This window comes from Paenibacillus sabuli (genome assembly GCF_014705605.1).
GTDB lineage: Bacteria > Bacillota > Bacilli > Paenibacillales > Paenibacillaceae > Paenibacillus_D > Paenibacillus_D sabuli.
The window spans coordinates 91,958-114,981 of record NZ_JACXIZ010000016.1 but is presented as its reverse complement, the minus strand read 5'-3'; the positions used below and the strand labels follow the sequence as shown (position 1 = coordinate 114,981).

19 protein-coding genes, 1 pseudogene and 2 riboswitches are annotated in these 23,024 nt (G+C 58.5%); of the genes and pseudogenes, 11 read left to right on the top strand and 9 right to left on the bottom strand.

Annotated elements, in window-relative coordinates:
- Window positions 1-18: 18 nt before the first annotated feature.
- From IDH44_RS10135 to IDH44_RS10120, 4 genes are all read right to left on the bottom strand, one after another.
- Window positions 19-900: an EcsC family protein gene (locus IDH44_RS10135; RefSeq protein WP_190917233.1), complete on the bottom strand. Its 882-nt coding sequence runs from the start codon at window positions 898-900 to the stop codon at window positions 19-21.
- Window positions 901-1,254: 354 nt separating this feature from the next.
- A complete protein-coding gene (locus tag IDH44_RS10130; protein ID WP_190917231.1) occupies window positions 1,255-1,917 on the bottom strand; it encodes a hypothetical protein in 663 nt (220 codons plus the stop codon).
- Window positions 1,918-2,033: 116 nt separating this feature from the next.
- Window positions 2,034-2,123, bottom strand: a riboswitch (cyclic di-GMP riboswitch).
- A 199-nt stretch (window positions 2,124-2,322) separates the two neighbouring features.
- Window positions 2,323-4,089 carry a methyl-accepting chemotaxis protein gene (locus IDH44_RS10125; protein ID WP_190917229.1) on the bottom strand — a complete coding sequence of 589 codons (1,767 nt, stop codon included), beginning with the start codon at window positions 4,087-4,089 and terminating at the stop codon, window positions 2,323-2,325.
- A 109-nt stretch (window positions 4,090-4,198) separates the two neighbouring features.
- Window positions 4,199-4,290, bottom strand: a riboswitch (cyclic di-GMP riboswitch).
- A 143-nt stretch (window positions 4,291-4,433) separates the two neighbouring features.
- Complete coding sequence (locus IDH44_RS10120; protein ID WP_190917227.1) at window positions 4,434-5,567, bottom strand: VanZ family protein; 1,134 nt, start codon at window positions 5,565-5,567, stop codon at window positions 4,434-4,436.
- Window positions 5,568-5,787: 220 nt separating this feature from the next.
- Between IDH44_RS10120 and IDH44_RS10115 the strand changes: the two genes are divergently transcribed.
- Both IDH44_RS10115 and IDH44_RS10110 read left to right on the top strand, forming a co-directional pair.
- A complete protein-coding gene (locus IDH44_RS10115; protein ID WP_190917225.1) occupies window positions 5,788-6,138 on the top strand; it encodes a hypothetical protein in 351 nt (116 codons plus the stop codon).
- A 114-nt stretch (window positions 6,139-6,252) separates the two neighbouring features.
- On the top strand, window positions 6,253-7,089 hold the full coding sequence (locus IDH44_RS10110) for a sulfurtransferase (protein WP_190917224.1): 837 nt from the start codon (window positions 6,253-6,255) through the stop codon (window positions 7,087-7,089).
- A 654-nt stretch (window positions 7,090-7,743) separates the two neighbouring features.
- Here IDH44_RS10110 and IDH44_RS10105 read toward each other — a convergent pair.
- From IDH44_RS10105 to IDH44_RS10095, 3 genes are read right to left on the bottom strand one after another with little or no spacing between them, the layout of a single operon-like run.
- Complete coding sequence (locus IDH44_RS10105) at window positions 7,744-8,130, bottom strand: integrase core domain-containing protein (RefSeq protein ID WP_317890155.1); 387 nt, start codon at window positions 8,128-8,130, stop codon at window positions 7,744-7,746.
- 11 nt (window positions 8,131-8,141) lie between these two features.
- Window positions 8,142-8,579 (bottom strand): IS3 family transposase, encoded by a 438-nt coding sequence (locus tag IDH44_RS27140; protein ID WP_190917220.1) that lies wholly within the window; start codon window positions 8,577-8,579, stop codon window positions 8,142-8,144.
- A 35-nt stretch (window positions 8,580-8,614) separates the two neighbouring features.
- Window positions 8,615-8,944: a transposase gene (locus tag IDH44_RS10095; protein WP_190917218.1), complete on the bottom strand. Its 330-nt coding sequence runs from the start codon at window positions 8,942-8,944 to the stop codon at window positions 8,615-8,617.
- Between the two features lie 91 nt (window positions 8,945-9,035).
- Between IDH44_RS10095 and IDH44_RS10090 the strand changes: the two genes are divergently transcribed.
- The 8 genes and pseudogenes from IDH44_RS10090 (at window position 9,036) to IDH44_RS10055 (ending at window position 20,241) form a co-directional block, all read left to right on the top strand.
- Window positions 9,036-9,497, top strand: coding sequence for an amidase domain-containing protein (locus tag IDH44_RS10090; protein ID WP_190917216.1), 462 nt, complete (start codon window positions 9,036-9,038; stop codon window positions 9,495-9,497).
- Window positions 9,498-10,438: 941 nt separating this feature from the next.
- Window positions 10,439-14,257 (top strand): glycosyl hydrolase family 28-related protein, encoded by a 3,819-nt coding sequence (locus IDH44_RS10085; protein WP_190917214.1) that lies wholly within the window; start codon window positions 10,439-10,441, stop codon window positions 14,255-14,257.
- A 263-nt stretch (window positions 14,258-14,520) separates the two neighbouring features.
- A pseudogene (locus tag IDH44_RS10080) lies at window positions 14,521-14,859 on the top strand (GntR family transcriptional regulator); the annotation flags it as partial.
- 149 nt (window positions 14,860-15,008) lie between these two features.
- Complete coding sequence (locus tag IDH44_RS10075; RefSeq protein WP_190917210.1) at window positions 15,009-16,070, top strand: HD-GYP domain-containing protein; 1,062 nt, start codon at window positions 15,009-15,011, stop codon at window positions 16,068-16,070.
- 689 nt (window positions 16,071-16,759) lie between these two features.
- Window positions 16,760-16,999, top strand: a complete 240-nt coding sequence (locus tag IDH44_RS10070; protein ID WP_190917208.1) for a hypothetical protein — start codon at window positions 16,760-16,762, stop codon at window positions 16,997-16,999.
- A gap of 27 nt (window positions 17,000-17,026) precedes the next feature.
- Window positions 17,027-17,836, top strand: coding sequence for a response regulator transcription factor (locus tag IDH44_RS10065; RefSeq protein WP_190917206.1), 810 nt, complete (start codon window positions 17,027-17,029; stop codon window positions 17,834-17,836).
- Window positions 17,833-18,939, top strand: a complete 1,107-nt coding sequence (locus tag IDH44_RS10060) for a sensor histidine kinase (RefSeq protein ID WP_190917204.1) — start codon at window positions 17,833-17,835, stop codon at window positions 18,937-18,939. Before IDH44_RS10065 ends, IDH44_RS10060 begins: the two co-directional genes overlap by 4 nt.
- Before the next feature lie 66 nt (window positions 18,940-19,005).
- Window positions 19,006-20,241: a molybdopterin-dependent oxidoreductase gene (locus tag IDH44_RS10055; protein WP_190917202.1), complete on the top strand. Its 1,236-nt coding sequence runs from the start codon at window positions 19,006-19,008 to the stop codon at window positions 20,239-20,241.
- A 26-nt stretch (window positions 20,242-20,267) separates the two neighbouring features.
- Here the strand turns inward: IDH44_RS10055 and IDH44_RS10050 are convergent, their stop codons facing one another.
- Window positions 20,268-21,287 (bottom strand): DUF3137 domain-containing protein, encoded by a 1,020-nt coding sequence (locus IDH44_RS10050; RefSeq protein WP_190917200.1) that lies wholly within the window; start codon window positions 21,285-21,287, stop codon window positions 20,268-20,270.
- A gap of 156 nt (window positions 21,288-21,443) precedes the next feature.
- Here IDH44_RS10050 and IDH44_RS10045 point away from each other — a divergent pair, with 156 nt between their 5' ends.
- A complete protein-coding gene (locus IDH44_RS10045) occupies window positions 21,444-21,998 on the top strand; it encodes a LemA family protein (protein ID WP_190917198.1) in 555 nt (184 codons plus the stop codon).
- A gap of 132 nt (window positions 21,999-22,130) precedes the next feature.
- Here the strand turns inward: IDH44_RS10045 and IDH44_RS10040 are convergent, their stop codons facing one another.
- Window positions 22,131-23,012 (bottom strand): carbohydrate ABC transporter permease, encoded by an 882-nt coding sequence (locus IDH44_RS10040; protein ID WP_190917196.1) that lies wholly within the window; start codon window positions 23,010-23,012, stop codon window positions 22,131-22,133.
- Between the last annotated feature and the right edge of the window lie 12 nt (window positions 23,013-23,024).

Here is a 23,024-nt window from a genome sequence, read left to right as displayed (position 1 = left end):
GAAAACGGGAACGCAATCCTACGTCGTAGACGGGCTGCATCCCCCGTGCTGAACCGTCTCGTCCGCATCCACGCTCTGCGCCAGCCGGCGCCCGATCAGCCGCTTGCGATACAGCATCTTGCCGACCTCTGCCACACCGGCAATCGTGCTCCGATTGCTCATCGAGCCGAACAGGATGCCCGCGACCGGAATGATCTGGAGGAGCTTTTTCCAGCCGAACGACTCCGCGTACGTATGAAAAACCTCTCTCCAGCCCTGGAGCTGCGACACGGCCTGAATGTCCCGGTTCGGGTCGTCGTAGTCGGCCAGCTCCTCCAAAATCGCCTGCTTGCCCACAATGTCGGACGAGGCGAATTGCATGCATTTGACGATGAACACCCGCTCCAGCGGTTCGTCCGGATTGTAGCCGTAGCACAGGGCGATCTCCTGCAGCACCTTCAAGGACTGCCCGATGACGAGCGGGATATCGGCCGCCAGCGTCACGAAGCCTCCGATCCCGGTGGTCGCGCCCTGTGCCGCCGCCAGCCGGGAACGATCGACCGCCAGCTCGTCGGCTACCCGATCCAGCACGCTCAGCGGCAGCTCCTCCACCGACGGCACGCCCGATGCCTCATGCGCCGTACTGTCCAATCTCAGCTCATAGCCCGCTTGGCGGGCATGCTCCTGCAGCAGCAGGGCGATGCCTCGCTTCTGCACAAGATGCTTGCCGCCTTCCTGCACGAATTGACCGAGCTCGGCCATCCATTCCGCCAGCTTGTCCTTGACTGCCTTCGGCATTAATCGGTCCAGCATCGCAAAGGGCAAACGGCCCGCTTTATCCCAAATCGGCAAGCTTTTTTGATCTTTCTCCCATTCGACTATGCGCATGAACTCCTGCGCCAACGCTTCCCGCGATTCCATTTCTACCTCCGTGTGCGCCTGTTTGATCTGCCTTCATGATACCCGAAGCGTGGCCAAAAAGTGCTAGGTTTGTGTGTGTGTGAGCGATTGACCGCTCTCGCCTGGTCACGGCAATTAATATCGTATCTGCATAGTTCAACCCTAACCGTTCCCGTTTTTAGTTAAAGGACAGTCAGGACTACCATTTTCGTAGAATGCGTTGTAATCATCTCCTTTGTCATTTTCCGAAAAGCCGTTTTGAAGATCCTTCAAATCCTAGCGAGCAACGCGGCAGATGCCCTCGGCTTCACGCAAGGCAGGCGTTTCGCCTCAATTCGTCCTTACAACAAGAACATGCGCGAAGACAAGGATTTATCACAAGATTGCGCCCGGCACCGGGTCCCAGCTCAGCTCGATGCGGGTGCTGCCCGCGGCGGCGGCCTGGAGATGGCCCGGCGCAGCGGGCAGCGTATAGATCAGGATATACGGGCTCCAGTCTCCGGCGACCGCGCCATTGACCGCGCGTACCCGATACTGATGCTCCGATGCCGCTGCCAGCCCCTCATGCAGATTATTGGCATTCAGTCCCCCCGTGACGACCAGCGTTCCGTATACTGTCAGCGTCAGCGGCTGGTTCGTATTGATGCCGTCGACGATCAGATAGACGGGCTGGTCCGGCGAGCCGAAGGTCGCGGATTGATCGAGATTCAGATGGCCCGCCCGCACGACCGCCAGCGGCCCTTCGCGGCCCGCTACGAATGCCGCGAGCGCCGAGGCGCCGCACCCGGAGCAGCTTTCCGCTTGCGCCATGCGCTCGTCGAGCTGCTGCCCGGGCCCATCCAGCTCGGACTCCAGGTAGTCGCTCACCGCTTCCCCGATCCCCTCCACCCCGATGAAGGGGATCAAGTTATGCTCATTTTGCTGACTGCCCGAGAGGAGGATCGCATCCCCGGCAGTGGGATTGGCCAGCGCCGGCCGCCGGATCGCGGGGCTCTCCCGCTCGCGCATCACAGGCGTCGTGCTCTGGCGGATCGACACGTCCCGAATGGCCGTGCGCGCAGTCCCCGGATCGCTATGGATCGTCAGACGCGTTCACGTGATCGATGACCCCTTCCAATTCGTAAAATGACAACACAAAAAGTAAGCCAATCTTTGTTGGCAGCCCGGCTATCTTATGCGTTCGCACGCACGTAGACCCGTGGCTTTGCGCCCCCGTCTTTCGTTCGGGTTTGCCGTTTTCAACCTGCGTCGACTTTCCTTCCAGGTAGGCCCTTTTATCTATCCACTCAATCCTTTTCTATCCATGGAAACGAATCCCTGTATCCTGATTCGTCTAAATTGTAAACTTTGTCTAATTTTGAAAGAAAAAAGAAGACTGTCCAATGACAGCCTGCTTTTCCTTATGATGTTGTTCTCGGGAGGAGCGGGCTTGCCGCCACGTCTCTACACCTTAAAGGCCGCCGTGCGCTGCTTGAGGTCTTGCGACGCCTGGCGCAGCTGGTCGGCGAGACCGCCAAGCTCGTCGGAGATGCGGTACTGCTCCTCGGACAAGGTGTTCATGTGCTTCATCGAATCGTTGACCTCCGAGCTGGTGGTGGTCAGCTTCTCGACGGAGCCGACGATCTCGCCCATGCCCTTGGAAATCTCGCCGATCGAGGCGGAGATGTCGCTCACCTGCTGCGACAGGACGGCGCTCTGCGCCTCCAGCTCCTCGAACGTAGCGCCGCTCTCCTCCGACAATATCTTGGTCTGATCGATGACCTCGGCGAAGCGGCGGATCGTGCCTCCGCTGCGATCCAGGTCGCCCTGCATTTTTTTGATCTCGCCGGCGATGCTGCCGGCAATCTGATCGGTCTGCACCGACAGCTTGCGGATCTCGTCGGCGACGACGGCGAAGCCGCGCCCGTGCTCGCCCGCCCGCGCCGATTCGATCGAAGCATTGAGCGAGAGCAGGCTCGTCTGCTCGTTGAGCTCGCGAATCCCCGTCAGGAAGCCGGAGATCTGATTGTAGCGCTCCTGCATCATCTGGAAGGCCTCCAGCAGCCCGCCGAATTGCTCCGCCGTCTCCTGGACCTGACGCTTGACCTGATTCATACGCTGCAGCCCGACCTGCGAGGAGCCGCGCATCTGCTGCATGTCCGAATTGATCGTCTGGCTCGTCGCGTCGATCTCCTCCGAGCTGGCCGAGACCTCCTCGGTGATCGCGGAGATCGCCGCGGTCTCGTCGTATTGACCCGTCAGCAGCGCGCGCCCCGTGACGATGCCGCCGCGCACCTGCTCCGAGGCCTCGCGGTTGGTCCCCAGGCGGCGCTCGATCGTGTCCGACAGCCGCAGCACATCGCCGCTGACGCGGACCGTCGCCTGAATCGTCTCCCGCAGCTGCTTGCCCATCGCGCCGAGCTTGGCGTCGATCTCGCCGAATTCATTGCGCTCCTTGACCTCGCCATAATAGGTAAAATCTCCGGCACCGTAAGCGTCGATGCGGGCCATGATGCCTTGCAGGCCGCGCTTGATGCGGCGATTGAAGTTGATCGACATCACGTACGGCAGCACCGCCAGCACGATCAGATTAATGATGGCGATCGTAGATGCCAATTGTACCTGGCCGTCCAACCGCTCGTTCGTCTCCTCGACGTTACGGTCGAAGCGCAGGTTGAGATTGTCCGTCGTCATCTCCAGCATGACGGTGTAGATGTTGATCAGGTCGCCCAGCAGCCGCGAGCGCGTCTGCGTATCCAGCTGCTGATCGAGCTGGCCGCTGAGCAGCTCCAGGTTGTCGTAGGCCATGCGGATGACCCCGATCTGCTTGCGATACTCCGGCTCGTCCTCGAGCGCCTCGAATTGCTCGTCCAGCGTGGCGAACTTCTCGTCCAGCGCATCGACCTGCGCCGGCAGCGCGCTGAGCCGCTCCTGCAGCGCTCCCTCGCCGACGGTCTCGGGGGCGTCGATGGCCTTGACGACATACAGCATCGTCTCCAGGATCGCATCGGACAGCTCGCGGTAGCTGCGCTCGGCGTCGGCGAGTTCATTGTTCGCATTGACGTCGCCGGCCACCTGCGTGTTCAGATAGATGATCAGGCCCCCCGACGCGATATTGACAGCCGCGATGATCAGCATGAGCATCAACAACTGCTTGGCCAGTCCCAGCCTCCTTTTCCCCGGCTTTTTCTGCGCTTTTTCACCCGGTTTTTTTTGCTGCTTCTCGGTCATAATCGTCCTCCACTCTCTGTTGTAGTGCAACCCCGGACGCGCGCAGCTGGCGCAGCGGCAATGACCCTCTGTGAAGCAGCGAATCGTTGGCGTTCCATGCTATTGGCATACCGGCAGTCTGGCTGCCGTGACGGGACGATTGTCCGCTTTAGGCCCAAGACTTTGCGTCCCCGTCTTTCGGCGGGTTTGCCTTTTTCAGTTGGATGATATTATCGACATAATCCGACAATTTCAAGTATAAGGGAAAATATTCCGGGTGTAAATGAGGGAATCTTCATGTAAGCGCTTGTCGAACAAAAAAAGAGGGCCCTGCGACTCAGGGTCCTCTATAGGCGTCATGCGGACTAGCCGGGGTCCGCCGGAGAAGGCGCTGACCGCGGCTGCCGCTGCGAGGCTCCGGTGATTCGATAAGCCGTGCCGCTCGCGCGCTCGTGCCAGAGCCGGCGGCGGTGGTTGAACAAGCAGCGCATCACATGGATGAATACAAGAACGTCGAGCACCAGCAGCGCCAGCGCCGCGGGGACCAGCAGCAGGCCGGGGATGGCGTCCCCCAGTTGGCCTGCCATGGCCATATTCAGCCCGAACCAGCCGTAGAGCAGGCCGCCGCGCAGCGCCGCTTCGCGGAAGGTCAGACGCTCGCCTGCGCCGACGATGCGGATGCGCACGAGCGCGCGGCCCAGCGAGCGGCCGTTGGTCGCATAGGGAGCCAGCACCATATACCCGGCTGCCACCAAGCCCCCGGCCAGCGCTTGGCCGAGGATGGCGCAGACGACGAGCATCGCCAGCGCCGCGCATGCATCCACGCCGAATGCGATCAGCCGCCGCGTGTAGCTCACACGCTTGACCGTCAGGTCGAGTGCGTCGTCGAGCCGGTCGATCCGCGGCAGGAAGCGCGACAGGACCAGGGCCGCCAGCAGGAAGCCGACCATCCCGCCCAGCGTGTTGAGCATCAGGTCGTCAACGTCGAACAGCCGGTACGGATAATCGTAGTAGCCGTAGATGCCGGTGACCTGCGTCACCTCGAAGAGTAGCGCCAGGCCCGCCGAGGCGGCGAAGCAGCCGAACCAGGGCCAGTGGAAATAATAGCGCATGAAGATGCCGAACGGCACCGTCAGCAGCACGTTGAACACCGCCTGCAGCACCGCGCGCTCGCGGAGCAGGCGCACATATTCCGAGGGACGGCTGAGATCGATGCCGCTCTCGCGCAGGATGTCCCGGATGAACATGAAGGGCGTCAGCTGCATGTATGATCCGGACGCCGGCGGCGCATTGTGCCGGGAGGGCGGCAGCGGGAGCAACACGAGGAAGAAGGCATTCATCATATAGAGCAGGAACAAGTAGAGCAGCACGCCGCGCAGCTTGTTGACATAGCCGTGACGGCGGTATTGGACGATCAGGAAGGGCAGTGTGAACAGCAATGCCGCCACGGGGAATAGCAAAAATGCGTATTTTACGGGAAACAGATACGGCTCCAGCAATCGTGCACCGCCTTTCGCGATGGTCTCGGGTCGGGCCGCAAAGCGCGCCCGCTCCAGCATTATACCCGATCGGATCGCTTACAGAAACAGCGGCGTTTGCGTACTGCGCAAAAAAATGTGCGCTGTGCTTTTCGAACACGCTCGAAGCGGGTAAAGAGGTAATGGATAAGCTAGGTACGATCACCCATCCGTATGTACCTAATAAAAGGAGGCATCGCTCATGATCGAATGGATCGTCGCGTTCGCCCTGCTGCTGCTCCTGCTCGGTCCGCTCGGGATGTCGCGCTGGCGACGCGGCGTCTATACACGGCTGCGCGCGCAAGCCCCGGCCGGCCGAGGGACGATCAACAGCATGCGGCAGCTCGGGCGCGACGAGTCCCATATCCTGGTCCGCTTGCGCATTCGCATGGAACAGCCGCCCCAGCAGTCGCATACCTACTATGTCGAGCTGCGCATTCCGCTAGACCAGTTGCCGGAATACCGGCCGGGCAATCCGGTGACCATCTACTTCCGCGGCGGCAATCAGATCATCGTCGGCACCCTGCTCGGACGCTGCCTGTCGGTATCCTGAGCAGACGGTGCGGCACGCGTCATCTTCCCTGCCGAGGCCGGCCGTGATACGATAAGAGCAACATGATAGGTTACGGTCGCAGCACCGATGCGTCCGTCCGGAGGAGGAACAAGCATGAAGCATATCGTATCGATGCGCTGGCTGCTGGCGAGGCTGTACGAGCCCGACCTGGTCATCGTCGACTGCCGGTTCAAGCTCGGAGCGCCCGAGGCGGGGCGCAGCGCTTACGAGGCCGGCCACCTGCCGCGCGCAGTCTATCTCGACCTCGAGCGCGATCTGTCCGGCCCGCTCGGCGAGCATGGCGGGCGCCATCCACTGCCCGAGCCGTCCGTGCTGGCGCAGCGTCTGAGCGCGGCCGGGATCGGGGCCTCTTCCCGCGTCGTCGCTTACGACGATCAAGGCGGCGCGATGGCCGCACGGCTGTGGTGGCTGCTGCGCTATCTGGGCCATGAGCAGGCGTACGTCCTGGAGCAGGGCTACACGGCTTGGACGGAGGCTGGATTCCCCATCACGACGGAGCAGCCGGTGGTCGTGCCGGCGGCATTCGCAGCCCGCGTGCAGCCGGACATGCTCGTGCGCGCGGAAGAGGTGCGGGACCGACTGGGCCGCTCCGGCACGACGCTGATCGATTCGCGCGAGCGGCCGCGCTACCTGGGCGAGGTCGAGCCGATCGACCCGGTGGCCGGCCACATTCCCGGAGCGCGCAACGATTTTTGGGGCGAGGCCAAGCACCCGGACGGGACGTGGAAGAGTCCGGAGGAGCAGCGCGCCCGCTTCGCCGGGCTGTCCGAGACGGACGAGCTGATCGTCTACTGCGGCTCCGGCGTCACCGCCACGCCGAATGTGCTCACGCTCAGCGAGGCCGGCTTCACGAATGTGAAGCTGTATGCGGGGAGCTGGAGCGATTGGATTTCTTACTCTGACAATCCGATCGCAACGGGAGAGAAGTAAGAACTGCGAGGCCGCGTGGGACGCGGGTTTGGGGGCTGTGACAGGTTGCCGGGAGGCAGGCTGTTGCGGCTCTCTTTGGGCTTTTCTGTCAACAGCTTGCAAACAATCGTTGCTTGAAAATGATTGCAAGCGGCCCGGAACCAGCCACAGCGGAATGGTCGCGTAAGGTTGCTGTTGATCACTCGGAGGCTTTGCTTGCGGTCATCCACCAACAGGCTCGTCACAGCCTTCCTTGCGGAGCATGAGCTTCATCACCATTGGAAACACTTCGCTTCGTTTTCCTTGGCGTTGCTGGTATCCCCCGGTTTAGGAGCATCGACATCAGGAACGGAGCGGTTCGGGGGAGTGGTCGCGACGGAGCCGGATTCGTCCCGCCGCGTTAATCGTTACGAGCGGGCACTGTGTGGGGTGTCGGGGTGGCTCGGCCTCAGTGGAAGCGGAGGCTAAGGGGATCATTCATCCACAAACCCGGAAGGGTCAAAAGCGGAGCGCTAGCTTAAAGAAGCTTACGCAGCCTTACGTTCCTAAGCTTCCAAGCGTAAGGCGAAGCAAGCCCCGCACGGCTGAACACCCTAATTGTGGACACTGCACCTCTTATTCGATATTAATCGTAGAATTGCTTTAAATTGCTTCGTTTTTCACTAGTGCCGATGATCAAACCTTTATTTGCTTTGGCTTTACAGCACCTTGCTTCACCGCTTCCATATATTCATACTGACTCACGACTTCATAGGCCTGTGGATAAGATTCAAACTCATGTCGCTGGTAACATTCCGCCTCTATGATCGAATGATACGATTCGATGTGAGCGTTTTTATTCGGCGTTTTAGGCGGAATCCGCTCATGAATCATGACAAACTCGGTACAGGCATCTTCGAACAGATTGCTAATAAACTGCGGACCGTTGTCCGAACGTATGACGGGCTTTTCTGCCTTGTCAAAGAGCTGGCGTTTCATAAGCGCTTCCTGCGTGATCTGGACGAGATGCTTCGCCTCACATGTCAGTCCAATATGATACGTGACGACGGCGCGATCAAACACGTCCAGGATGCTCATAAGGAAGAAGAAACGTTGCTCGCCGCTAATCCAGCCATACTTAAGTCGGTCTCCCACAGTTGATTAGAGGCCGTTATCACGCGATTGTTGGCTAGTCGCTTGGGATGCTTGATCTTAATCTTTCGCTGTGGACGGAGCACATCCATTTGCTTGCATAGACGGTAGACTTTCTTCTTGTTAATGTTCAGATGATGGCGTCTTCGAAGAAGCACCGTCAGCTTGCGATAGCCGTAGTTCGCGCCTTCACCTGCCAGGAACTCCATGATCCATTCGCAAATCTGCTCATCGCTGATGGCTTTGCCGTCTTGTGTATACGATAAACCAGGTGCAGGGCGACCGGCCCTGTGAAGGGTTTCTTGTTCCTGCTGCTGCCTATTCACATGTGCATAATACGTGGATCGCTCTACCTCTAGCACTCGTAGCACGAAGCTCACGCTATGCCCTTGTCCAATGTATTTCTTAGCAATCTCTATTTTATCCGCAAGTGCGGGTTCGTTTTTTTTAGTAGGTCTTTGAGAATGTCCCTCTCCAGGGCTTGCTCTGCATAGAGCTTCTTAAGCTTCTCATTCTCTTTGGCGAGCTCTGCATAATCTTCTGCGGTGGGTACAAATTTCGCTTGCTTCATGCCTGTCCCATCCAATTGATCCAGATCCTTTCGCTTCTCCAGCTCTCTGGCCCAACGGAGTACCATCTTCGGGTCAAGCTCGTGCTGTCTTGCTACTGCGGTCATGTTGCCAATTTCTTTCCCCTTGGCGACCACCATCTTCTTGAAATTAAGATCATATTGCTTCTTCTTCATCTCGTTCCCCTCCGCCTCATTATTTATTGTATCTGAGTAAGGGGTGTACTGTCCAAGTTCAAATAGGGGCTAAATAGATACACGAAATCCGGTGTACTCGACGTACTACGCAGAATCGGCAAGTCCTTCTTGTGAACCCGATGAAGAATGCTGGAATGATTGTACAAACTTTGTCTCGCAGGCGCTGCTCGCAGGCGGAATGGAAATGAGATACGGGGTGAACTATCAACACTATCTTTCCTGGCATTTCGGTCCGCTAGTACCAAGTTTTCCATGGGGCGGAGCACAAAATTTTTACCAGCATTGGAGTGATAGGGCGGGTGTTGCAGCATACGCTACAGACTTGCAGACTGGCGATGCCGTAAATGCTGACTTTGATGGTGACGGTGATATGGAACATACGGCTATTATCACAAAAAATACAGGTAGCACAACGGCCCACAAATTCCTTACGCAGCATACTGCAGACAGAAAAGAAACAACAACTCTTAGCACTTGGTATAGTGCAGGCTACAATGTTTATGGTTACGAAATGGACAAAGCAGACAATTAATCACTGCAAGAAGCCCCCGCATTATGCGGGGGCTTCAGCTTATCCTGAAATGTCAGCAATATTATCCTTAACATCGAAAACAACAAAATATCGATTCAAAATTTTCTTTGTTGTAACTACTGTTTCTTGGCTGTCCTTTTTAAAAAAATAACCTGCACCCTCTTGTCGTTCAAATGTCCAACCCTCCCTCTGCATTCTTTCTTTGAGAAGATCCGTGTGCCTTGACGCTTTAGCAAGATATTCCCCCTTTACTTCCATTCGGAGGATAGATTGATCAGTTGTGTGTAACGAGTAGATGAGCTTCGCATTTTTGAATCCAATATTATTAATATAAATCCCCGCTATCATTATGCAAAGAATAATGACTCCGATAATACTAAATAAAAAAACTTTAGTTATCCTCCTCAGAAAAAACCCTCCCTCATAAGTGAAACGTTCATCACAACAGTAATGTTGCAAATATGAAGCAATAAAAAATCCACCTCACCTATTATGAGGCCAAAGTATATGCACATAAAGCCATCTCTGATCTTCTGATACCTCGACAATTTTTTTCAGACAGGACTGTTCGAACCATATCAACGATGGCATGGCTAGAAGGCACAAGTGACCCACGTGTAATTTTACCGGAACCTTTCGTTGTTCGGTTCCCCGCAACTACTAAGTACTGCGGGGAAATATACGATTACTTGCTCTTGATATTCAGCTTGAAAGTACCGTCTTTGACCAACTTAGCAAAGGTCATATTCTTCACAAGCCCATTATAGTTGAGCCATGGCAATCCACAGGATTCATGAAAGCGTTTCCCAAAATGACCCATGTCGGTTGTCGACCATATGGCCGATCCTGCGGCATCCTTCCCCTCCTGCTGCCCTATGCCGGTATCAAGTCGCAAGACTTCATACATAAAGTCCAATACCGAATGAAAAGAGGGAAATGACATGACAAGGCAACAGAAATGGTGGAGGAAATCGGGTATGGCGCTGCTGATCGCTTCACTCATGGTCAGTGTGTGGCCGGGTATCGCGGCAGCCCTGACGGCAGAAGCGCACGATGTGCATACCGATTCCACTACGCAAGGCAACTGGGTGGGCGCTTACGGCGCAGAGGGCTACGTGCTACCGTTCTTCAGCTCGAATCGCAGTACCGAAGGGCGCGATGACCCGCCCGCTGCCGATGTAGCGCTGCTGCCTGCCTACGTGGACAGCTACAGCAAATCGGGCAATGTGTCCTACTGGCAGTCCAACCCCACCGGCCTCAACTCGCTACAACTGCCTGACGCTAGCGGCAGGAAACGAATCGCGGTCTACACGGGCGGCAGCTTCACCTATTCCTTTCAATTGAACGATTCCGCACAGCATCTGTTTTCCGTGTTCTCCACCGATTACGGTGCAGGTGCCAGCGAAATCGTACGGTTCGAAATTTTGGATACAAACAATCAGGTGCTCGAGTCCCGGGAAGTGGGAGCCGTTGCAAACGGCAAGTATGTCAGTTTTTACGTGCAGGGCAGCTTCAAGCTCAAAGTAACGAAGGTTAGCGGCACACGCGCATTTGCGCAAGGCTTCTTCTTTGATGCGCCCGTCCCGCTGACGGCTGCGGGATTGACGGTCACCCCCTTGCCCGGGCGCGATCTCGAGCTGGAGTGGAGCGACAGTGCTTCGGGCTCCGTTGCGATACTCCGGAAGATCCAGGGCGAGGCCGATTTTGTAAAAATCGCAGAAACCGCCTCGGGTGTCGACAGCTATATCGACGAAAATGCAATGCCCGGGACGGAATATACGTATGCCCTTCAAAGTATTTCCGGCACGTTGTATTCGTTGCCTTCCGCTGCGGTCTCCTATGTGACGGCCAGCTATGATCCCACCAGTCTGGCGTGGGTACAAGCCCCCTATTCCGTCGCAGCTCCGGGTCAACCGGTCGAGCTGACCGCTGTGTTGACCGATGAGCACGAGGATCCGATCGCAGGCTACACGGTAAAATTCGAGCTGGAAGGGGAATATGTAGGCACCTACATCGATCCGGTCATCGGCGAGGCCGAGACCGACGGTAGCGGCACGGCCTCCCTGGTCTATACGCCGCCTTATGCAGGTGAGTTCGGGATCAGAGCGTGGACGGAGCCAAACGATGTCGATCTGCTGGATCGAGCTGAAGCGGTCACTGCATTGGACGTCCTGACGCCGGAGTGGGAATTGGAGCCGCTACTGCTGCGCGCGACTGATGCCGTGAAGCCCGGCACGTTAGTACAGGTGAGCGGTCATGCCATGCAGGCAGACGATTGGGACGACGTGAAGGCGGTCATCGAGCCCCTGGCATCCGCCGGTCCGACGCCGTCAGTAGGAGCGGTCGAGCTGGACATCATTCAAAAAGATGAACTGCGCGGTCAGTTTATGCAGATGTTGCTCCCTTCGACGATCTCGCCGGGCTCGTATCGGCTATGGGTCAGCAATGCGCAGGGATGGAGCGCGCCATTCGATCTGAATACGCCGCGTCCGTTGTTCCTGTCGGACTACGAGGCCTTCGAGGGATTGTCCATCGACGTATCGGGCCGGAATTTCCAGGCGCGCGAATTCGATGCGGAAGAGGAGACGAAGGTTCGACTGGACAATGGTACGAACGCCTACGAGGTGCCGGTTACCGAGCTGACCCCCTATTCCTTGCGATTTGTGGTCGAGGACGTACCACTCGGCGAATACGAGGTGCGCGTCTCCAACGACGGCGGGCAGACCTGGAGCGCGGTGCAGAGCGGACAGACGCTGACCGTCGTCTCCCCGGGCGAGGATCCGCTCGGACTGGGCGTGGCCTGGGCCGACCACTTTGATTGGGACAATGTGCTGGATGTGACGGATTACGGCGCCCTTGCGGACGATGGCATCGACGACACGACTGCGATCCAGGCGGCGATTGCGGCGGCCAAGAGCGACGGGGGCGGCGTTGTTTATTTGCCCACCGGTACCTTCCATGCCTCCATCGTGCAATTGCCCAGCGAGATCGTATTGATGGGCGACGGGCCCGACAGCACGATGCTCTATCATATCGGCGGCAAAGCGAACTTTATCCAGGCAGCCGGCGACGGCAAAACCGAGGGACGTACGGGAATCGCCAAAATCGGAATTCGCGCGGCGGACGATGCCATGTATCCGGACGCCTTTATCTGGCTCGGTCACGATTGGGGCGCGGCCGTCGACGATATGACGAAGCGAACCGCCAGCGAAATGTTCGTAGTCGAGACGAGCATCGAATATCCGGTGCTCGATCCCGTCGATACCTCCCAGGGAAGCGGCCGCGGACAAGGGATGCTTGCGATCGGCGATGAGCGGCTGATCATCAAGGACAATCGCATGATTGGCTGGGTCGCGCAATATAACCGCATCTATATGAACCGCTATGTGCAATCTTCGGGCAACTATCTGGAGTACAGCTACAGTCAGATGCCGATCACGGCCGATTATACGTTCATTCGCGATAATGAATTCGTGATGCGCGGGGAAATGGATGTGCAGGTGCACGGCATCAGCATCAAGTCGAACAGCCACGTCGAGAATAACATTGTCCGCACGACCGGGGCCAGCCTGAAGACGACGTACAACAACGACGGAGAGTCGATTATGGCGGAAATGCCGGGCGCTTACTTCTCTGTGGGCGAAGTGCTCGGGGCGACTGCCGACACGATCACGCTGGCGCCGACCCAGCCGTTGCCCGAGCCGATCACCTTGCGCCGAGGTACGCTGCAGATTGTCATCGTGGACGGGACGGGACTGGGACAGTATCGCGAGGTGCAGTATACATCGGGCACGACGTATACGTTGATGGAGGAATGGGATGTCGTCCCGGACCGCACGAGCAAGTTCTCGCTGATCGCTCCGAATGACCATATCACCGTCTACCGGAATGAGCTGACCGACAATCAGCGCGGGGTCTGGTTGTACGGCAACGCCATCGACGCCGTTGTCGTCGACAATACCCTGACCAATACAGACGGCATTTATATCGCTTCCACCGGTGCAGTGCAGACGGGCCGTTATACGCCCACTTATTTTGTCAACGTGAAGGGCAACCAACTGCTCGGCACGCCGGGCACGGGACATGCGTCGGGCATCATTGCGGTCTCGAATCGGAAGAATGTAGGCGGTCTTTTTTATGCGACAGGCGTTTACGGCATTGAGATCAGAGACAATTACTTGTACGGCAGCCAGGAGCCGATCTCGACGCCGCGGCATCAGAAGTTTTCCGGCATCGTCTCTTCGGCGGCGACGCTGTCCAGCGACGGCAATCCGGTGTTTACGCCGGAGGACCGCGACAATTTGAACGTCCTTATCGAGAACAATCAGCTGGAGCAAATGGCCGACGGACTGGTGCTGATGAGCGGCCTGTACGGCCACACCGCCCTCGGCAATCAATTCACCGACGTGCTGCGCGAGGTGTACGAGCCGTTCGGGCAGGACACGTCGCATTTGCTCGAGCTGCCGGGCGCATTCGCAGACAGGAGGGCGCCTTATTGGCCGACCGACAGCGAGCTGGAGATCGGACTGAGCGCATCCGACGAAGCCGAGCTGAGCTGGGACCCGGCCGAAGATATCGTGGGAGTGACGCACTACCGGATCTATAGGGATGATGTCCTGCTGGACACCGTCCCTGCCACTGCCACCGACTACGTCACCGCCCCGCTGCCCACAGGCGCGACGTACCGCTTCCAGGTATCGGCGCTGGATGCGGCGGGCAACGAGAGCTATTCCGTTCTGAGTGGAAGGGTTGAATTGTAACCTCTGGCGGCGGCGCAGCCTCAACCCCACTCGCGGGGTTGAGGCTTTTTGCTGCGTCCGATACTGCGACCGTTAAATTATCGCTTCATGCGTGATACATTGTGAATACACAGTCCATGGGCGAGAGACGTCTTCTATGGCTCCGGGCTGGAGAATACACCGCTGCAGCTCGCCATTCTGATCGCAGGCATCGCGCTTTTCGCCGCTTTCACCCTGCTTGCCTACCGACTGGCGGCGAAGCGCTTTTTGAAGGTCGAGCTGTTATGAACGTCACGCTTTCGAATCGCTCCGAAAAACCGATTTACCAGCAGCTCTACGAACAAATCGGCGCCCAGATTCTAAAAGGCGAGCTTGAAAGCGGGTATTGCCTGCCCCCCATTCGACAAGCCGCCCTGGAGCTCTCGGTGAGCGTCATCACCGTCAAGAAAGCCTGGGAAGCGCTGGAACGCGGCGCTCTGATCCACACGGTCACAGGCAAAGGATGCTTTGTGGCCGCCTTCACGCCCGAGGAGATGCTGCGCCTGCGCAACGATACGGTCTTGAAGCAAATGGCCATTGACGCGACCTTTTACAAGTCGTATGGCGTCACGCTGGAGAAACTCGGGCGGGGGGATCAGCCTGTGATCATTTTATCCATATGTCCAATTCAAATTTTATTTTTTTGTGGAAGCGATTTATCGGTTACAAGCGTATTGATGCTCCTCAATTTATATGATACTTTTGGCATATAGAGAGTTGGGGAGGAATGCCTATGAGTGCTGTCAATATCCATGCGGTCAAGCCCGGTATGATTGCGACCAAGGACATCTACAATTCAGAAGGTAAGGTGCTGATCGCCAAAGGTGTCAAACTGACGGAACGTTACTTGAACCGTTTGAAAAATTTCAATATTACAGAAATTGAGGTGCGCGAAGAACCCGGCGATGTGGGAGAGACCATCGCACTGTCGCTCGACCCGATCACGCTGACCCGCGATGAGTTGGAACTGCTGGTCAATCAGTCGATTCGGCGATTAATCAAGCCGGATGCCAAAAAGCAGGATCTTCGGCTGCTCGTCGAAGAGGTATTTGAAGAAATACTTCGCGACCATGCGCTGCTGAATGTAATGTTCAAGATTAAGCTGACTGGGGATACGACGTTCTTCCATGCTGTTCAGGTTGCCGTGCTGTCCGTTTCGACCGGCATGCAGATGGAGCTGGGCAAGACGCCCCTGGTTCAATTGGGCAAGGCGGCGCTTATGTGCGATTTCGGGAAATGCTTTCTGGATCGGGAGTTGCTCCATCATATCGGCACCTACGATGCCCGACAAGCCACCATGATGCACGAGCATACGATTGCCGGCTACATGTTTCTGAAGAACGAGTTTGCCGAGGAAATTGCGCTGGGTGCGCTTCAACATCACGAACGTTTCAACGGTTCGGGCTACCCGCAGCACTTGCACAATGACAAAATGCACTTGTATGCACGAATCATCTCGGTCTCGGACGTTTACATGGCGCTGCGCAGCCACCGCGCTTATCGTGCGGCCTATCAGCCCTACGAGGCCATCGAATACATTCTCGGCGCGGGCGATTATCTCTTCGACTCGCGGGTTGTCAACAGCTTCAACGAAATCGTCATTATCTACCCGCTTGGCAGCGTCGTTCAGCTCAACGACGGCCGTGCAGGACTTGTCACCGGGACCCGCGCGACGTATAGCCAACGGCCGGAGATTACGCTGATGTTCGACAAGCAAATGATGCCGATTCAGCACGATGTCATGGACTTGACCGTTCACCCTACGGCATTCATTACCCGAGTCCTGCACGAGTAGACGGCTACAACGGTTAATCGTTGCCTGTGCGTGCACATTATTTTCGGAAAATTCAGGCTTTTTGGTTACCCAGGCGTCTCCCGCCTGCGGTTAGGGGTCGAGAAGAAGCGACTCGCGCTGACGGCCTGCCCCGATAGAGCGGAGAAGCGACGATGCCATCGACCGGATGACGGCTCTAATGGACAAAGTGAGCGCCTTAGATGCCCTTCGCCGCCTAGCGGTCATACGAAACGCTTAGCGGGGATTATCCGCTGTGTAGGTGGTGGATATCACCGCTAGGCGTCGCTGGGGTTCGCTGGTGTCCATTAGAGCTGCCCTCCAATTGGCGTCACCCCGCGCCCGAACGCGCCCTTCATATTCACGCCCCCCGCCTCTCATACATTTCCCGCTGCCGCTTCTCGGAACCCCAGGTCTTTGCTGTCGGGGAGGAGATCAGGCACGCCTTGTGGAATAGGATCATGTACATCGATGCCGTGTCAAGGAGCCGACGGGGGGCCGTGTGACCTTGGGCTGCTTGTTTTTGGCATCGGTGCGCTCCTGCTCCTCGTGCTGATCGTGCTCGCCGTAAGGATTTCGTAATATTTATTCGATACACTAGTAAGACAATCGTTCGAATTCGGTTAGCTCTTCCCTGTAAGCTCAGAAATGCAAGACCTCCCGGTCTGCATACTGAAAGGGGATGAGCGATTGTGCGACAAATGCGTAAAACGTGGAGCTTGATGGGTCTGCTGCTGAGTGTCATGCTGGTGCTGGCTGCCTGCAACAACGGGATGAACGAGGAATCGACGAACAGGAATACCGCAGGCATGCAAGACGGCGACATGGAGTCGATGGGCGAACCAGACATGCAAGACGGCGACATGGAGTCGATGGACGAACAAGACATGCAAGACGGCGACATGGAGTCGATGGACGAACGCGAGAAGTAGACGTCCAGCAAAGGGGGAGGTGCGGCGGTGACAGCGCGAATCGTAGTAGCTGATGACGAATCCAACATTACCGACGTATGCCGGCGCTACCTCGAACGCGAGGGCTACGCCGTATGGATCGCCGCCGACGGCGAGCAAGCGCTTCGCCTCTGGGCCGCGCATCGACCGCATCTGCTCGTACTCGACCTGATGATGCCCCGGCTCGGCGGCCTGGAGGTCTGCAGCACCGTGCGCGGCCAGGCCGACACCCCGATCATCATGCTGACCGCGCGCGGCGAGGAGGCCGACCGGCTACTCGGGCTGACGATGGGCGCCGACGACTATCTCACCAAGCCCTTCAGTCCGCGCGAACTGGTGCTGCGGGTGCGCAATATTTTGCGCCGTGCCGGTCATGGCGGCAATGTCGACGCGGCACAATCCTACCACAGACACCCTCCGCTAGTCGGCGGCTCGGCCTATGGCGGGCCGGGATCGCAGGGCGCGGCGACGGGCGGCGAGATCGACCAGTGCAGCGCGCATGCGGGAGCGATCGTCTTCGACGGCCTGACGATCTACCCCGACGAGCGGCGGGTGGTCGTCCAGGGCCGGGAGGCGGAGCTGACGGCCAAGGAATTCGATCTCTTGCAGCTGCTCGCTACATATCCGGGCAAGGTCTTCTCCCGCAATCAGCTCCTGAGCGCGATCTGGGACATGGCCTACGACGGCGACACGACGACGGTGACCGTCCATGTGCGGCGGCTGCGCGAGAAGGTCGAGCCCAACCCCTCTGATCCGACCTACATCAAGACGGTGTGGGGAATCGGGTACAAGCTGGGCACGGGCGGCACGCCGTCATGAGGCTGCGCACCTACCTGCTGCTGGCCAACTGCATCAGCATCGCCTTTATCATTATCCTGCTGCTTGTTTTTTTTCGCTTCATGCTCGTGACCCGCGAGCAATTGATCTGGCTCGGCGCCGCGACCGTGTCCGCCGGGATCGTATCGGCCGCGCTGCACTTCTTGCTGGTGCGCCCGCTCGAAGCGAGCGTGCGGCGCATGAGACGCGGCGCGGCGCGCGTCGCTTCGGGCGAGCTGACGGCGCGCGTCGCGGACGCCGGACTCGCCGAGTTCCGGGAGCTGGCCGGGCAATTCAACACGATGGCCGCCAATCTGGAGCGCAGCTTCGCGCAGGTCGTCGCCGGGGAGCAGGCCCAGCGCCAGCTGGTGGCGAATATCGCGCATGACTTGCGCACACCCCTCGCCTCGCTCCAGGCCTACGCCGAGGCGCTCGAGGACGGCGTCGTCACCGACGAGGACGCCGTCCGGCGCTATGTCGGCACGATCCGCGCCGAGACGATCCGGCTGGGCGAGCTGATCCAGGATGTATTCGACCTGTCGACGCTGGACGCCGCAGACGCGGAGGCCGGTCCTCACGGCTCGCACGGCCCAGGCGATGGCGCCCGGACCGGCGACCCCGTCTCGACGGTCGTCGAGGACCTCCTCGTCGAGCTGCTCCCGCGCTTCGCGCCGCAGCTCGCGGCGAAGTCGCTCCAGCTCCAGGCGAGCGCGCCCGAGCGTCCGCTCGCCGTGCAGATGCCCGAGCGCTCACTCGTTCGCGTCCTGCAGAATCTGCTCGAGAACGCCATCCGGCACTCGCCGGCAGGCGGGCGGATCACAATCGAGACGCAGGCGGCGTCCGCCCGGCAGATCCGGATCGCCGTGATCGACGAAGGGCCGGGCGTCACGCCCGAGGAGCGCGACCGGATCTTCGAGCGCTTCTACCGTATTGACCGCTCGCGCAGCCGCGATGGGGGCGGCGCCGGGCTGGGGCTATCGATTGCCCGACTGCTCGTCGAGCAGCATGGCGGTGAGATCGGCGTCGAGGCGGCCCCCGGCGGAGGCGCCCGATTCTGGTTCTCCCTGGCGGCAGCGGATGGGATCGAATCAGGGAGGAGTAGCTGAAATTAGCTGCATGGTGCGAATGAAGCCCGGTTGCCCCGGGCAGGAGGTAGGGAAGGAGCTGACGGAATGAACGAATGGTTGAAGCGTCTGCGCAAGGGGTACGGCAAAAAGCTCGTCGCCCTGCACACCTGGAACGGCTGGATCGTCGTGCTGCTGGCCCTCTCCGGACTCGTCCTGCTCGGCGGGTATTGGCGAGGCGTGCTCGGCGAGGGGCGCGTCTGGCTCAAGTGGATTCACATCGTGATCGGCATCGTCTCTATCCTGCCGATTGCCTACTACCTCGCGCTCGCCGGCAAGCACTGGAAGCAGCTGCGGGGCAAGCCCTGGCAGAAGTTCAACGTCTATGTCGTCCTCTTCCTCCTGGTAGGCTGGCTGCTGTCCGGCCTCTTGCTGTGGCAATTCCGGCTGGTCGGCCCCGCTGTCGCCAATGCGGCGCTGGTCGTGCACGATCTGCTCACCTGGGTCGGCCTGCCCTACATCATCTATCACTCGCTGACCCGAGTGAAATGGCTCAAGGACCCGAATCGCCGCACGGTGCAAGCGCCAAGACCCGAGACTGCCGTCCATCCGGCAGCGACGCCGCAGCCCGTCTATACCCGGCGGGCGTTCATTCGCGGCGCGGTCGGCGTCGGACTCGCAGTCACCGTAGGCCCGTCCTTCGTGAAGTGGCTGGGCGAGGCGCTCGGCACGGCGGGCGGCTCCAATCTCGAGCAGCTCGTGGAGAACGATGCGAATCAGCTCCTGCCGGCTCCACAGCCGCTGCCAGCCTCTGCGCCGCCGCTGGGGGGCGGCGCGCAGGGCAGCTTCCGCGTCTACACGGTGACGCCGATCCCGTCCTTCACCAATGCCAACTGGTCGCTGCGTATCGACGGGCTCGTCGACAAGCCTCAGCAGTGGGACTGGGCAACCTTCGTCAAGCTGAAGCGCGCCGTGCAGGTGAGCGACTTCCATTGCGTGACCGGCTGGTCGGTGTACAACAACACCTGGGAGGGCATTCCGGTCAAGGACATGCTCGAGATGGCCGGCGTGAAGGGCACTGCCACCTCCGCGATCTTCCATTCCGGAGACGGCGTGTACACGAGCGGCATCTCGCTGGAGCAATTGGCCCAGGACGACGCAATGATCGCCGTGCTGCACGACGGCAAGCCGATCCCGAGCGATCTGGGCGGCCCGGTACGGCTCGTCATGCCCAAGATGTACGCCTACAAGTCGGTCAAATGGCTCAGTCGCATCGAGCTCATCGAGGGCACGCATATCGGCTACTGGGAGCAGCGCGGTTACAAGAACGAGGCGTGGGTGTAAGACCGCGCCTCGTTGCGCAGCTTGTGCTACTTGCTCCAGATACGTGTGTTCAGGTTCAACAAATCGACGATATCAAGGATCGACCGAAACTCTTGATAGGTTTTCATAATCGCGTCCTCTCCCAATCTGCGCAGTCCTTTTACCTCGAAAAAATCCACCCGGTGAATGGCAATCACCAACATACCCTCGTGCAAGCATAGATGAATCCCCTTTTTCGGAAACTGCTCACGGAGCCTCACCAGCCGCTCCAACATATCGACCGGCAGCAAATAGCGCGACGTCGTCTCATTGGTCGTACGCAGCCGATAATGCTGATCGAACTCGTGGCTAACGGTATTCATTTTTGATCCGGACAAGCTTGGCGGATAACCGATTCTTCCTTTACGCGACGCAATCGTCGTCGTGCCCGCAAAATGCTTGTGGAAATCGGCCATGAAGATCAAGCCTTCGAACACCGTGCTTGTGGTGTTGCCGTCCTCGGTCTCTTCCACTTCCTGTGCATGCAGCTCGGCCAATTTAAAATCGGTCTCGCCCAGCGTGCCGGCAAACAAATCCTCGCTTGTGTATTTCGTCGCCGCCTGTAAATAGTCGAACAGTGGCACCTTCAGCAGCTCCTCAAGTGGAATACCGCCCTCTGCTTCATAGTGACAGATGAAGCGGGCGCCCGCATCACCCTCGTAAGAAGCTTGTTCAATCATATTGGCCACCAATGGCGGCACGATGAGTCGCTTGTAATGGCGACTATAGCTCTTGATTATCCTGCGCGAGGCATAACGCATGTAGATGAACGAGCAGATAATCACCACGACGCCGAACACTAGTGCTGCGCCCTGCCCTTCCGAATCATCCCACTCGCCGTCCTGCACGACCAATACGAGAATACACACGCCAACTACAAATATGACCGCCCCCAAGATCCAACTAAGGCTGCGCAGCACCAGCGCCTTGTTGCGATGACGTCGTAATTGCTGCCACGCCTCGCCTACCGAAATCCCCCGAATTACATCCTCATACGATGGAAGCATCCATTTACCTTCTTTCTCCATTTTTAAGCTCCGTAACAACCGCAGAACGCCGCCTCGCACGGATTGCTCTGTATAATTCGACATCATTCGCAAAATTCCTTGTGCTTCCTTGCCTGCTGTTCTACAATAGATTTGCAAAAAGATGGTGATTCACAAGAGGGAGAAGGAGTGAGAAACGTGGTTCTAGCGGGTATCATCGTCGTGTGCATTATCGCGCTATACGTCATCGTCAAGTATAACAGTCTGGTTGGGATGCGAAATCGGATTAAGGAGGCACACGGCGCAATCGAGGTTTATTTGCAACAGCGCTTCGATGCCCTGCTCAAAGTGGCGCAGGCGGTCGTGGAATATGCGCGATACGAAGCGGACACATTGAAGGAAATCACCGCATTACGGGCCGGCGCCGACCAGCAATCTGCGGAAGCGAAGCTCAGTGCGATGGAGGGCCTGAACCAAAAGCTCAGCGCCATCGTCGCACGGGCGGAGGACTATCCCGAGCTGAACGCGGGCGAGAACTATCTGCATCTGCAACGGACGGCCAACGATCTGGAGGAAAAGCTGTCCGCCAGTCGCCGTACCTACAATGCAAACGTCGTTGCGTATAACACCGCCATCGCCTCCGTTCCCACCAACCTGTTTGCAGGCATGCTAGGCTTCCGGGAGCAAGGACTGTACGAGGTCGAGGAGGCCAAAAAAGCGGACGTGAACCTGAGCGAGCTGCTGCAGCGCTAGCCGAGCGGCGGGCCTCGTCCGATGGACGGCAGATGCCCGCCTTGTGCACGCCGTGACCGCGCCCAGCGCCGCCACTCGCCTGTTGTCCGCATTCCGCGAGGACGCCTAGCCAGCCGCGTCCCCCTCCCCGCCTCACCCCTTGATCGAGCCGACCAGCGCGCCCTTGGCGAAGTACTTCTGCAGAAACGGATACACGATCAGGATCGGCACCGTCGCGACGACGATGACCGCCATCTTGATCGTCTGCTCGGGCGGCGGGATGTAATCGGCGGCGAACGCGCCGGATTCATTGCTCATCCCCGTCGCCAGGATGACGATCTGGCGCAGCACGACCTGCATTGGATACATCTGCGCATCATTCAGATACAGGATCGCGTGCATATACGTATTCCAATAGGTCACCGCGTAGAAGAGCGAGATCGTCGCCAGCACCGGCATCGACAGCGGCAGCACGATCCGCAGCAGGATGCCGAAGTCGTTGCAGCCGTCGATCTTGGCCGACTCCTCCAGCCCCTCGGGCAGGTTCTGGAAGAAGCTGCGCAGGATGATCAGGTTGAAGGCATTGATCGCCGTCGGCAGGATCAGCGCCAGATAATTGTCGATCAAGCCGAGCTCCTTGACGACCAGGAAGGTCGGAATCATGCCGCCGTTGAACAGCATCGTGAACACGACCAGGAACATGATCGTCCGGCGGCCGTCCAGATCGCGCCGCGCCAGGCCGTAGGCCATGAGCACCGACAGGCACATGCTGATCAGCGTGCCGCCCGCCGTGACGCCGATGGAGACGAGCATCGCGCGCAGCACCATATCTGTGGAGAAGATATACGTATAGGCGTCGAAGCTGATGACCGTCGGGAACAGGATGAACGACTTGGACGACATTTCGGCGGCCGTCGTCAGCGACCCCGCCAGGACGTGGACGAACGGGAGCAACGTGACGAGTGCGATGATGGCCAGCAGTGTGAGATTGACGCCGCTGAAGAGGCGGCTGCCCCACGTTTTATCCTCGACCATGCGTAGTCCCTC

Bases quoted from the DNA above. Each gene is read 5' to 3' on its own strand.
- IDH44_RS10135 (WP_190917233.1), bottom strand. From the start codon at position 900: ATGGAATCGCGGGAAGCGTTGGCGCAGGAGTTCATGCGCATAGTCGAA.
- IDH44_RS10125 (WP_190917229.1), bottom strand. From the start codon at position 4,089: ATGACCGAGAAGCAGCAAAAAAAACCGGGTGAAAAAGCGCAGAAAAAG.
- IDH44_RS10115 (WP_190917225.1), top strand. From the start codon at position 5,788: ATGATCGAATGGATCGTCGCGTTCGCCCTGCTGCTGCTCCTGCTCGGT.
- IDH44_RS10110 (WP_190917224.1), top strand. From the start codon at position 6,253: ATGAAGCATATCGTATCGATGCGCTGGCTGCTGGCGAGGCTGTACGAG.
- IDH44_RS10095 (WP_190917218.1), bottom strand. From the start codon at position 8,944: ATGAAGAAGAAGCAATATGATCTTAATTTCAAGAAGATGGTGGTCGCC.
- IDH44_RS10085 (WP_190917214.1), top strand. From the start codon at position 10,439: ATGACAAGGCAACAGAAATGGTGGAGGAAATCGGGTATGGCGCTGCTG.
- IDH44_RS10075 (WP_190917210.1), top strand. From the start codon at position 15,009: ATGAGTGCTGTCAATATCCATGCGGTCAAGCCCGGTATGATTGCGACC.
- IDH44_RS10060 (WP_190917204.1), top strand. From the start codon at position 17,833: ATGAGGCTGCGCACCTACCTGCTGCTGGCCAACTGCATCAGCATCGCC.
- IDH44_RS10055 (WP_190917202.1), top strand. From the start codon at position 19,006: ATGAACGAATGGTTGAAGCGTCTGCGCAAGGGGTACGGCAAAAAGCTC.
- IDH44_RS10050 (WP_190917200.1), bottom strand. From the start codon at position 21,287: ATGGAGAAAGAAGGTAAATGGATGCTTCCATCGTATGAGGATGTAATT.
- IDH44_RS10040 (WP_190917196.1), bottom strand. From the start codon at position 23,012: ATGGTCGAGGATAAAACGTGGGGCAGCCGCCTCTTCAGCGGCGTCAAT.